This window comes from Desulfosporosinus shakirovi (genome assembly GCF_020595055.1).
In the GTDB taxonomy this organism is placed as follows: domain Bacteria; phylum Bacillota; class Desulfitobacteriia; order Desulfitobacteriales; family Desulfitobacteriaceae; genus Desulfosporosinus; species Desulfosporosinus shakirovi.
Genome location: NZ_JAJDOO010000022.1, coordinates 1 through 12,424, shown reverse-complemented (window position 1 = coordinate 12,424; position 12,424 = coordinate 1). Strand labels below are relative to the sequence as shown.

Annotated in this window: 11 protein-coding genes; all 11 read right to left on the bottom strand. The window is 39.4% G+C overall.

The annotated features are described in order from the left end of the window. Window positions 1-207 precede the first annotated feature (207 nt). The gene (locus tag LJE72_RS17155) at window positions 208-792 is read right to left on the bottom strand and encodes a TerD family protein (RefSeq protein ID WP_229249099.1); all 585 of its coding nucleotides are present in this window, start codon (window positions 790-792) and stop codon (window positions 208-210) included. Window positions 793-934: 142 nt separating this feature from the next. Beyond that, window positions 935-1,513: a TerD family protein gene (locus LJE72_RS17150; RefSeq protein WP_229249097.1), complete on the bottom strand. Its 579-nt coding sequence runs from the start codon at window positions 1,511-1,513 to the stop codon at window positions 935-937. Window positions 1,514-1,542: 29 nt separating this feature from the next. Further along, complete coding sequence (locus tag LJE72_RS17145) at window positions 1,543-2,160, bottom strand: TerD family protein (RefSeq protein ID WP_229249095.1); 618 nt, start codon at window positions 2,158-2,160, stop codon at window positions 1,543-1,545. Between the two features lie 286 nt (window positions 2,161-2,446). Further along, window positions 2,447-3,268, bottom strand: coding sequence for an HAD family hydrolase (locus tag LJE72_RS17140; RefSeq protein WP_229249094.1), 822 nt, complete (start codon window positions 3,266-3,268; stop codon window positions 2,447-2,449). 11 nt (window positions 3,269-3,279) lie between these two features. After that, window positions 3,280-4,404 carry a cysteine protease StiP family protein gene (locus tag LJE72_RS17135; RefSeq protein WP_229249092.1) on the bottom strand — a complete coding sequence of 375 codons (1,125 nt, stop codon included), beginning with the start codon at window positions 4,402-4,404 and terminating at the stop codon, window positions 3,280-3,282. Between the two features lie 52 nt (window positions 4,405-4,456). Next, a complete protein-coding gene (locus tag LJE72_RS17130; RefSeq protein WP_229249090.1) occupies window positions 4,457-5,857 on the bottom strand; it encodes a phosphoribosyltransferase family protein in 1,401 nt (466 codons plus the stop codon). Further along, window positions 5,808-7,004, bottom strand: a complete 1,197-nt coding sequence (locus LJE72_RS17125; protein ID WP_229249088.1) for an HpcH/HpaI aldolase/citrate lyase family protein — start codon at window positions 7,002-7,004, stop codon at window positions 5,808-5,810. Before LJE72_RS17125 ends, LJE72_RS17130 begins: the two co-directional genes overlap by 50 nt. A 283-nt stretch (window positions 7,005-7,287) precedes the next feature. Next, on the bottom strand, window positions 7,288-7,644 hold the full coding sequence (locus LJE72_RS17120; protein WP_229249087.1) for a DsrE family protein: 357 nt from the start codon (window positions 7,642-7,644) through the stop codon (window positions 7,288-7,290). A gap of 177 nt (window positions 7,645-7,821) precedes the next feature. After that, the gene (locus tag LJE72_RS17115) at window positions 7,822-8,751 is read right to left on the bottom strand and encodes a DMT family transporter (protein ID WP_282437918.1); all 930 of its coding nucleotides are present in this window, start codon (window positions 8,749-8,751) and stop codon (window positions 7,822-7,824) included. A gap of 296 nt (window positions 8,752-9,047) precedes the next feature. Beyond that, window positions 9,048-10,382: an acetyl-CoA hydrolase/transferase family protein gene (locus LJE72_RS17110; RefSeq protein WP_229249086.1), complete on the bottom strand. Its 1,335-nt coding sequence runs from the start codon at window positions 10,380-10,382 to the stop codon at window positions 9,048-9,050. A 160-nt stretch (window positions 10,383-10,542) separates the two neighbouring features. Next, complete coding sequence (locus LJE72_RS17105; protein ID WP_229249085.1) at window positions 10,543-11,889, bottom strand: MFS transporter; 1,347 nt, start codon at window positions 11,887-11,889, stop codon at window positions 10,543-10,545. Window positions 11,890-12,424 lie beyond the last annotated feature (535 nt).

Sequence of the window (12,424 nt, the reverse complement as noted above, 5' to 3'; positions counted from 1 at the left end):
TTCTAAACCTAAAATCATAATATTCCGTCGTTTTTAAGCGTATAACATCTAAATCCCCTATGTTATTAACATTTTTAAGACTAGCTTCCTAAGATATTTGCAAATCCTTTTCCTCAAGTCTTCTAACATTTACCGGAACGTCTCTTTGGTTAACGACTATGAAAAAGACGCACCCAAATAATGGATGCGTCTCTTAATATATGCATTTTAACCTACTTGTAAACCATAGTTTGCGCAAAGGGCAGCCAGTCCCCCTGAGAAACCACTGCCAATAGCATTAAACTTCCATTCTCCTTGGTGACGATAGAGCTCGCATACTACAAGTGCTGTTTCAACCGAGAAATCTTCGCCTAAATCATACCGCATGACTTCTTGTCCGTTAGTTTCGTTGATAACGCGCACAAAAGCATTCGATACTTGGCCAAAGTTCTGCGATCTTTGTGCGGCATCATGAATTGTAACAGTAAAGGCAATTTTTTCCACATGTGCAGGTACAGTGGCCAGATCAACATTAACTTGTTCATCATCCCCATCACCTGCTCCAGTAAGATTGTCCCCAGTATGTTGTACTGATCCGTTACCCCCAACGAGATTGTTGTAATATATGAAATCTTCAATACCGCCGGCTTTACCGTTTTTGTCAAGTAAGAACACCGAGGCATCCAAGTCAAAATCTGACCCGCCAGAATACTTGTTGGTATCCCAACCCAATCCGACAATGATCTTCGTTAGACCAGGGTTCCCCTTAGTTAAGTCAATCTTTTGTCCTTTTTGAAGACTAATGACTGCCATAAAAACACCTCTTATTATTCATTTAGGACATATCTTTATATCAAAGTTAAAGTCAGAAAACCAATTGACTAAAGCTTGATATCAAATCTTCAGAAGAAACTACAGCTATTACCTATCCGACCTCTGGCTTCTGACCTCCGCCTTATACGTCTAGTCCGAAATCTTTACACAACCCGGCTAAGCCGTTTTGGTAACCGCTGCCGATGGCATTAAACTTCCACTCTGCATTATTCCGATAAAGCTCGCCCACCACAACGGCTGTCTCAACTGAGAAGTCTTCCCCAAGATCGTAACGAATTAACTCTTCGCCCGATGCTTCGCTTAAAACTCGTACATAAGCGTTAGAAACTTGCCCAAAGTTTTGACTGCGTTCTTGAGCTTCATGAATTGTAATCGCAAAGGTGACCTTAGATACACTACTTGATACGAGTGCTAAGTCAACTTTGATTTGCTCATCATCCCCGTCACCAGCACCCGAACGATTGTCGCCGGTATGTGTCACTGAATTATCGGGACTCTTTGGGTTGTTAAAAAAGACAAAGTTCTTTTCATCTGTGACTTTTCCTTCGGGATTTAACAAAAATACAGAGGCATCTAAATCAAAATCTTTTCCGCCATCATACTTGTTGACATCCCAGCCCAGACCAATAATAATTTTTGTAAGACCCGGATTTGATTTAGTAAGATCCACTTTTTGTCCTTTTTGTAAACTAATCGCCATTTTATTATCCCCCTTAATATTTTTTCAAACTATTGATATCGACGAATAAGTTCACTTAGGGATGCATCAGTCGTACCTTCACCAATAGCGGCGAATTTCCACTCATTGCTGTGACGATAAACTTCTGCAACCACTAAGCTAGTTTTACCAGCATAACTTTCAGTTAAATTAAACCGACAAAATTCTTGCCCATTAACTGGATTGACCACTCTAATGAAGGCATTAGCAATGAGTCCAAAGTCTTGTTTACGTTTCACGCAATCATAAATATTAACGACAAAAACTATCTTTTCAACGCTGCTAGGGACACTGCTTAGTTCTACATTTATTTGTTCATCGTCTCCATCTCCAGCACCCGTAAGGTTATCTCCAGTATGTTTTACGCTTTTGTCACCACTTTGCAGATTACCAAAGTAAACCAAACGATCCTTTGAAGTAAGCTTACCTTGGGCATCGAGAAGAATCGCTGAGGCATCACAGTCAATTGCAGCGCTTCCGCCGCTGCCCCCTCCAAAAAGACCTCCAAGGAGTCCTCCCGATTTCGACTTCGATACTTCATCCCATCCTAAGCCTACCATGATTTTTGATAAGCCAGGATTTCCTTTTGTTAAATCAATTTTTTGCCCTTTTTGCAAATTAATTCCCACTATGAATCCCCCTTTTTTAAATACCAAGTGTTATATCATCTGTCTTCTCTACTTCTTTATTTTTTCCTTTATTTCTTAAAGCAAAATGTGAAAATAATGGAATACTTGTATCTTACCACAGGAAAGCTTTGGGGAAAAACCCAAAACATAATGTTTCACATAACTTTCACATATTTTGCACCCAGCAATTAATAATTCATTAATTACTAATCACCTTCATTATGACATAGTTATTTATCTCTCCACCCAATGTTTACCATTATATATTTTACAATTAATAAGAATTTTATACTACCAATTTCGGGGACAGGGTACCATCTACATAATCTAAAATCTCTTCTCCAGCTTTAATTCCACTTTTCTTAGTAAATCTTATCATTTCCAAGTCAGAATTTCTCTGTGAATAAAGAGAATACAATTCTCCATGTGCTGGTGCAACAGCAAAATTTGCAGCTTTTAGCATATCCAGATCCAGCAAAGAATCTCCCGCTGCTATAACCAGGTTAATCCCTTCTTTTGCTCTGATATATTGGACAGCCGCCTTCTTATTGACATTCATGGGAACTAAATAAAGCTTTCTCCCTTGAATAGATAACTCCCAGTTTTTATCCTTCGCCCATAGTTTAAAGGCTGCCAACTCGGTTATGGGAATTTTTTCACGTTCTATTAAACAGTAAAAAAACAAGTTATCCGCTAATTTACCGGAATCCGGATTTACCCATGAAGGATGTCTTATTTCATTAAACCTACTGATGAGATCCTCCGCTTCCAAACAATTATCTTTAGAAGCAGAAATTTTTCGCATCCAGTCTCGATCTTCAATCCCGTTATAAAAGATTGTCCCGCCATTACTAGTTACAGCGTATTGATATGAAATGTTATAATCAAGTAAGTTTATCCTCTGATATTGAAGTTTAGTTCGAGTTGTTACTGGCACGAAAAGAAATTCCTTAGAAATCCGCTGTAATTTAGTTAGGGCGCTTTCAGTCATATAAGAAATATATCGATCCTCGAACCATTCAACCGGATGGGTTTGTACCTCAACCTTTTCGTTGATAATTGATCGGTATGAATAAATCAAGGTTTGATCAAGATCGCTCGCAAACATCGTTTTATTCATCATGATATTTGTTTAACTATGCCGCAACAGGAGTAGGTTAGATAAGGATATTCTTCGACCGGAACTCCTTTATCCTTACAAAGCAACATAATATGTTTCAATTTGGTGTTCTCAATACTATCCACTAAAACTCTATCCGGCAATCGCCTTAAAAGAACTCTTGTTGTTTCTCCAATGCCAGGTTTAATAAAGTTGATATCTTTAATCCCATACTTCTCTTTGATAGTTGTTAATGATTTTAAGCCTTGCCAAGAGACCTCGACCTCAGCATTGTCATCGATAGTCTGGGATTTCACATCTTGAAGTTTTAGCTCTTTAAATTCCTTAGAAATTGTATCTACGAAAAGATTAGATACTTCTCCTTTTAGAAGTTCTTCATAAAATCTTGCCCCGTGGAATTCTTTATCTCCAATGAGATCAGTCCGAAATACAGTGCGACTAACCAGCCCCGAGACAGTTGAATTCAGACAAGCACTGGGAATTAAAAAGTCCTCTCTTGTTCCAAAAGTTTTCACACAGTGCCCTGGATCTGCAAGGACTGCTAAATCACTATCTAATTCGAACTGGTACTTAGCTTTAAAATCTACACACGCTTGCCTTAAAACCTCAGTTATTGCCCCTTTGCCTGTCCAACCATCAACAAACTGAATTTTTGCACCCTTGTGATTCTGAAGAATATATAGTATCGCATTCTCATCAATACCTCTGCCTCTAATAATTGAAATGCTGTAATGAGGCAGATCTAAGCCTTTTTTTTCTAAGAGGTAACGTTTAATAAGGATTCCAATGGGAGTTCCTGCACGTGCCAGAGAAGCAAGCACTATCTTTGGTCCGTTATTCTGTAAAATGCGTTCTGATACTATACCCACTGCCATGGCAACTTTAGTCGCACTCTCATGAAGTGTTTGATAGAAAAGATCGAGATAGTCCTTGGTTGGTTCATACTCTATCGGCAACATTTCTGAATAATGACCGCCAGACTGAATTTTTTGCTCACGAGTTTGAAGATCAGTCTCCGTCAATAACCCATTAAGATTTTTAAGTAAAAAAACCACATCTTTAGGGTTATAACATCCCATTGGCTCGGGTTCAGGAATGGGATGAGTGAAGAGCTTATCGTTCACCTAACAGTCACCTCTTTTCATTTTGTTATTATGCGAATGGCTACTTAACAGGTTAGTCTTGGACGGCTCTTGAAGAGCTAATAACTAAAACCAGTCGTGGTATACCTATCTTATGAAAGACATTCAACAAGGAATTTAATCCCTCAGGGCTAACTTCTCTTTCAAGAAACAAATACACCTCATCGTAATAGTTTAAGGGAATATTATAAATGTAATTAGTGATACTCTCATTGTCAGGACAGTTATAGGCAAAACCATTTTGAACCCCATACTGAGCTATAGGGAAGGGATAGATTGGACTCCTCGTAGTGGTATGATACCTTATTCCCTTTCCCATATAAGCTGAGATGAGCATGGGCAAATACATAAATTCGCCGGTTCCCAGGCAAAGAGTTTTTCCGCCTGCCCTATCGCGCTTAAGTGATTCAGCAATCTTCTTTGCTAAAGGCAGAATTTCCCGGTCCTCCCTGCTTGACAGTCCAAATCTCCCTGTCAACTTTAGATAAGGTGACAGACTGCTGTTTCCCTTAGAATCTACGGAAAAAACCGAAATCACATCCTGGATGTTGAGAAATTTTTGTTCGTTATTTAAAGGGAAACCTTCTGGAAAATATGTCTCTGGCACAAGGTTCCTTTGACCCATTTGCTCAGAAAAGGCTTGACCGCTAACCTCTATTTCCCCTTCTAAAAGGGAAATAGTATCAATTCTAATATCCAACTGTTGCTCCAGCTTTTTATAATTGTCCCTTTCTTCTCTCGTTCTCCAATCTAAGAGCGATAAGACAACATAATTCGTTTTGGGAAATTTCAAATGAATTGCCCCAATTATATTTAAAGCAGTGTTTCCCGTCGTAATCTCATCATCAACGAGAATGACAGTTTTTGGATTTCTAAGTATTTTAGGGTCTATAGGATAACACCTATGATTAACAGCATGGGAATGGTCTTCACTAAAATCGAGTTCAACGGGCAACAGCGGTATTTCCTCGCGTGTTGTATGAAGGTAATGTGCATTATCAAACACACTGAACACTGCATGCCCCAGTCCTGTTGCTGTTTCGGCGAAGCCAATGAATAATGTTTCCTGAGGCAAGGCAAAGGGTGATTTTGCGATTACGGCTTCATAAACCTTTCTTGTATCCTCATTCTTCTTCAGGGCTTGAATAATAGCTTGGGTATCAACATGATTGATGTTATGTATCTTACTCATGAATTGTACAGCAAGCGCAAACCCTGCAAGCAGAGGGACGAAAGGATCAACAGGCACATGTTTACCCAGAACGTTACTTACAAATAAAAACCCTCGTTTCTTATTCTGTCTAGCCGCTAATGAAAATAAAGTCTGAGGGTCAAAATCAAAGGGGTTGCTTTCCAGGACAACAGATACCCTTTGCCCTTCAAGGTTATACGTATATATCTTCGGTGAAGAGGCTGATGAAATTGTGTTGTTCATGAAACACTCCATAATTCTTTGCTCTTAACAAGATCTTTTGGGCCCATTTATAATGGGGTTTTACTTCGTTCATTTTATTAGTATAATGGCTTTTTGTCACGCCTTGCAAGCCATTACTGTTTTCAATGATACTTAATGCGTCTAAATATTCTTCGTACCCGACAATATACAAAGATTGTACGGGTATGATATGACTGGGATGAATAATGGTTTTCCCAATAATTCCATTTTCCTTGTCTAGAATTACTTCTCGGATTAGACCATCAACATATTTATTTAAAAGCTGGCTTCTAATTTTAGTTCTATTATTCCCCTGATTATCCTGGAACTGTTCAAAGGGACTCTTGCGAAGCTGAGGTTTAAGAAATCTTCCTCCATTTGAGAAGTACTCCCAAACGGGTCCCGAGATTGTGTAATCGCTTTCAACACGTCCAAAAATGTTAATTATATCTGCGATGCAATCACGAATCACTGTGATATCATAGATGGTTACATCTGGGCCTCGACGGATTCCATAATAGCCGGAAAAATCGGTTGCCCCTATTCTAACATTTAAAACTAAGTCATGATAGCTGTCTAAGAGCCGCTTGGTTTCTATCAATTCATGGATGCGTGATTCGCGATAAATAGCTTGAGTACTTTCAATAATCGGCATTCCGTAAAAAGGACCGACTGATTGTTGATTGAGGCTCTTAACCGTTTCAAAATATTCATGACTTTCCGACGTGAATTTCGGAAAGATAAAACCTGTAATAAGCTTTGAACTGTCACCCATCCTATCCATTAGTCTGAGAATCTGTTCTGCACTGCGAACCCTTATGAAAATGAGGGGAAGATCAATCGGTTCGATCTCCTGCTCGTTCAAGGCTTTATAAATCCCTTGTACTTGAGTTGAAATATTCCGCTCGGCACGAGGCACCTCTGCATCCCCGATGGAATCCTCTAGGCAAAACACGGTTGATGCAAGTCCCCTATTTTTTTTAGAGATTATATCTTTCGCTATTGTTTCTCTGGTTCCAGGCATATAAAGCGTCGCACCAAGTGCATGGGAAAGAATCCCTCGATGAGTATTATTATCGAAAACCTCTGGAGCTCTAAAGAAAGTGGCTTCTGCACCCTCTTTTGTCAGATAGTTAAAATGTCTCACTTAATCGTACTAGCCAAAGCTGTACTTCTCTCCTTTCAATTCTCGATTATAAACATATGGCTTAGCTACATCTTAAGTTTACTACTAAATCCTTCCTATTTGGTGAAGTTTCGGTGAAATTTGTGTTAAATTTTGGCTAAATTTAACTCTATTATTAAGGCAACATAAAAGAAACCCGGATTAAACTAAACGTTAAAGCGAGTTTCCTTTAGTTGCTTTAATAACACTGCCATATACCGTGCATTTCGAGACCGTTATTACATCCCGCTGTAAACCTGTTAAACTAGAATGTAAACACTTTCGATTCGACCGCTAAATCGATTAGGTGTGCGGCTGTAGATAATTTTGCGCCCTCGATAAATTCGTCCTCGCCGAAAAGCCTGTACCTTGCGCAAGGTGTACAAATATAAAATGCTACCTTCTTCTCGACTAAATAATCGATATAAGCTTTTGCATCATCTCCGGTGGGTGCCTTAACATTATCAGCTAATCCAAAAACTCCATAGACCACAGCATCATCAACTAAGAAAATATTAACTTCATGCCCCTTTTCTTTAGCGACCTTCGCAAGTTGAAATGCCCGGGTTGCACGAACCGGATCCTCAAGTCCGCGACTGAGGATAAACAAAAATTTCTCCAAAGTTGTTCCCTCCTCAAACTTAATCTGTAACCTATTATGTTTAATCTCTTAGCTGCCAGTCTGAGCATATGCCCAATAGCAGTTTCTTTTACTCTTTCTCCACAAATTGTAATTCTCCTGTTAAAAAGTAAAATACCGCGCAATTTTCTTTAGGATTACCCATAGTATCGAGCACCCTCAAGCCGAAGGACCTAGGGACTCAGTCTGATTTCTGACGACGACAGAGCCTAAATATACGCCTGACAGAACGAGCAGTCCTCCTGCTAAATGATACCAACTGATACTTTCACTTAGAAAAACCGCAGCCAAAATTGCCGTATAAATAGGAAGAAGGTTATAGAAATAACCAGCTTTAGTAGGACCTACCGCTTGAATACCCTTGTTCCAAAGAATATAAGTGATCGCTGTAGGAACTATACCCAAATATATAAGCGCTAAGAAAGCAGACCAACTTATGGTTACATGCGCACCCATAGACAGCTCATATATAGAGGCCGGATAAAGAAAAAGCAACCCCAAGTATATACTGTATGTGCTGGCCTGTAAGGCAGAAAGATGCTTCATCGCAATCTTGGATGCCAATGAATAAATAGCCCAACTTAGGGAAGCCAAAATTACCAGCAAGTCGCCTTGGTTAAAAACAATCCCGCTCAATCCACTCCAAGCACCCCGCGAAGTAACTAGCAAAACGCCGGCTATTGAGAAAAACAATCCAATCAGTTGACGTGCATTAAAACGCTCCTTTAAGAAAAAGGCAGCCAGCAATGCGGCAAGAACAGGATATAAGGAGTTAATAATTGAGCTATTTGTAGAACTGGTATAGCGCAGTCCGGCATAAAGCAAACTGTTAAACCCAAAGACTCCGGCAATCCCCATTATAAGCAATGGAATAAAGGCCTTTTGCCAAGAACCTTGTTCCGGGCTTTTTGACTTTGCCATTATTCCTGAAAGGATTAATACTCCTACTGTAAAGCGCGCCGTACTCATAGTTAAAGGTGGTATGGTATTTACTACTATTTTGCCAAGAACAAAATTGGTAGACCAAAGAAAAGGTACAAGCATCAGATATAAGTATGGAGATCTCCAATTAAAATTACGTATGGTCATTCACCCTTTAGCTTATTAATTTTATAGTAACGAAATCGTTTTTTTCAAGCAATCTGGATAATCCTATAATCTCTTCAAGCATACCACATCTTTCTTTGATATCCTCTCAAAAGATAAAATAATCTTTTGTTGTTGCTGCAAAAAAGATAGCCTTTCAGGTTAGCTTCCACCCCAAAAAGGCTATCTTTAGAAAATGTGTTATTAACCAGTTTCTATTACTAGCAGTTCTTTAAGACCCGTCTTTCGAATATTAATATTAATATTAATAATTGAAATATGGAATTGATGTATCCGTCTTATATCAAATTAAGTTTTTTAGCCTCTTCCCGGAGTTCAGCCCGAAAGTCAGGATGTGCAATGCCAATTAACTCTTGCGCACGCTCTCTCATAGTCTTCCCGCGCAGTTGGGCAACTCCGTATTCGGTTACGACGTAGTTAACTTCGTGACGGGGAACGGTAACCGTAGTACCGTGGTTTAATAATGGAGCAATTTTAGAAACTCTGCCCTTCTTAGTATTGGCTGTTGAACGGAGGCATATAAAGGCTTTCCCTCCAGACGAAAGTTGTGCTCCTCGGACGAAATCCAACTGACCGCCAGTACCACTATGTTGCCTCGGACCGATGCTTTCAGACGCCACCTGACCTGTAAGATCCACTTCAACCGCTTGATTTATGGCAATAAGTTTATTATTTTGACCTATTACATAGGAGTTATTAGTCCAAGATGTGCTGTGCATCTCTATGGACGGATTCTCGTGCATCCACTTATAGGTTTCAGCTGACCCCATAGCAAAACATGCACATATTTTATTGGGACACAAGGTTTTCTTTCTTCCGTTTAGAACGCCTAATTGCCATAGATATTTATAGGCATCTCCAAGCATCTCCGTATGGGCTCCTAAATCATGTTTATTTGCCAGGAGTCTTCCCAGTACATTAGGCATCCCGCCAATGCCCAACTGTATTGTAGACCCATCCTCAATCATGTCTAATAACAAATCTGCAATAGCCATCTCCTCTGGAGTGCCCTCTGTCACTGGAGGAATCGAAAAGAGTGGTCGATTGCTTTCTACGATACAATTAACCTGGGATATGTGAATAAAGTTATCACCAAATACATAGGGTTGATTCTCATTAACTTCCATGATGATAGTTGTATTTTCCATCTTTGCCACATCGTGAAAGTATAGGGGTGCAGTTGCAGTACAGAAATATCCATTCTTATCCATTGGGGCTGAAGCGGATATTACCTTGGCCTTACCTGGCTCAAGGTCTTGAATCCTGTACTTAAAAGAAGCAGCATTACCGCTTACATTATCCGGAATATAATTAGCATACCCTTTACTTACACCTTCTCTCAATTTCGCAGAATTAATGAACACAGAACTTGCCCTTAGGTGAGGGTAAATTTCGGGTGTTATCCAATCTGTCGATGACGTAGGCCCAAGCCCAAGGACCTCAACATCATCAAATTCTCCTGCTTCAGCCCGTTTACCAATTGCATTTAATATACCTATTGGTTCGCTGACGAATTGATTTGCCACAATCTTGTCTCCAGATTGAATCAGCTTTGCAGCTTCTTCCAGTGACTTTAACTTTCCTTTATATTGTTCTTTGAATTTCGAATACAAAAAAAACTCCCCCTTATGATACATGACAGTTAAATAAAAATAATTAGATGTTCTCCTGCTAAACCCCAATTTGTGATTTTATTATGCAATCTATAGTGACGATTAATTTTAAACACTATATATTGCATGTGAATCAAGCAACTAAGTAATACGAAATGTTTTAGGCTTTAACACCGGAAATGTTATCGATGCTTTTTCCTTTACTCTCAACAACAAAGAGATATGCAACCATCCCAGCCATTACTGATGGAATGGCAAAGTATACGAAAGTACCAGTAAATCCAAAACCCATCTGTTGTACCCAACCAGCACCGATAGGGCCAATAAATCCTCCAACGCGACCGAATGCCTGAGCCCAAGAAACACCGGTATTTCTAAATTCGGTTGGGTAAGCTTCCGCCATGATCGGCTGTGTACCACTTATCGCCCAATTTATGGCAAAACCCACTATCACACCGCAAACAACTACTTGCCATTGGTTTCCGGCAACTCCCAGCAAGAGAATTGCTACGGCTGTGAATATCCAACCAAAAATTACATTTTTTCGGCGTCCAACGATATCTGCTACAAAACCAGTAGCCGCCCCGCCAATCATTCCAAATATATTTTGTAAAATGGCGAAAGAATAACCCTTAACTAAACCATATCCTTTTTCAACAAGAAGGGTAGGCAGCCAGCCTGATATTCCATATATCACCATTGTGCCAAAGAAGTACAATACCCAAATAGTCATAGTCACTTTGCGATATTCTGGACCAAAGATAGCACTCACACCAACTTTTTTACGAGCAGGTGGTGCAATTAAACTACCCAAAGCCCGTTCAGTTGCTACACCTTTAACAGCTATCTCCATCTTTTTGATTATCCCTAAAGCTTCTTTTTCTCGCCCTTTGCCTAAAAGCCAGTGTGCTGATTCATTGAGTTTAAAAATCAATAATAAAGAATATAGGGCAGGAAGTGCTCCAATAAGATAGACAACTCTCCAACCAAAGGTAGGAACTACGTAAATGGCTACAATACCTGCAATCACCCAGCCAAAGACATAAAAGCTCATGACCGATCCTATAAAATAACCCCTATTTTTAGTCGGTGCATTCTCCGACATCATTGTTATGGCAATAGGTATACAAGCACCAAGACCAATACCGCTAAGTATCCTTAGTAGAGCAAATGTTTGGAAACTTTGCGCAAAATAAATAGGCAATGTTAACAAGGAGTAAAATGCCACAAAGAAAATAAGCGTCCTTTTCCTGCCAATGAAATCAGAGATCAGCCCTGACATCACTCCTCCAAAGATTAAACCTATAACGCTCCAGGAAGAAAGACTTCCTGTTTGGATTTTTGTCAGCGCCCATTCTTTGGCCATCTGGGGCATTGTATACGCAACAATCATATAATCAAACCCATCAAAAAGAAGCGCCAGACCAACTAAAAAATAAACAGTCCAAGTATATTTTGAAACGCCTAAATCATCAACAATCTCAGAAATTGTAAATTTCTTATCCATTCCTGTGTAACCTCCCCTTATAAATGCCATATAGAGTTGATGGTTTAAAACCATCCATAACGTTCCTTATAACTTTCTTTAATAATTCCGATGAATTAATTCACTCGTTGAATCTCAATTACTAAATAACGCTTTACCAGAGAGAGAAGAAGGTAGACAGATCGATGTACGTCCCTCCGCTCTAACTCCGACATTGTTCTTAGCGCTCACCCCTTTTCGCATTAATTTTTGTAACTCCTATCGACCCCGACAATCCCTTTTCCTGACCATCATGGCCATGGCCAGGCAATATTTAATAGTTGCAATATTCATTCCAATTCAATTAGAATTTATATTCAATATTTTCAGATAATTAAAGCCGGTATTTGGCCCTTTCTTCTCTTTACGTCCTGATTCTTATTGAGTTTGAGAACTCTCTATTAGTCATTTATGAGCGTCAATTTTGACTTTCTTAGTCTTCTAATTCTTCTGGTTAGACTGGATAAACTGATATCCAGCTGTACGGCTGCTTCTTCCCTGCTCCCACAGTGTGAAA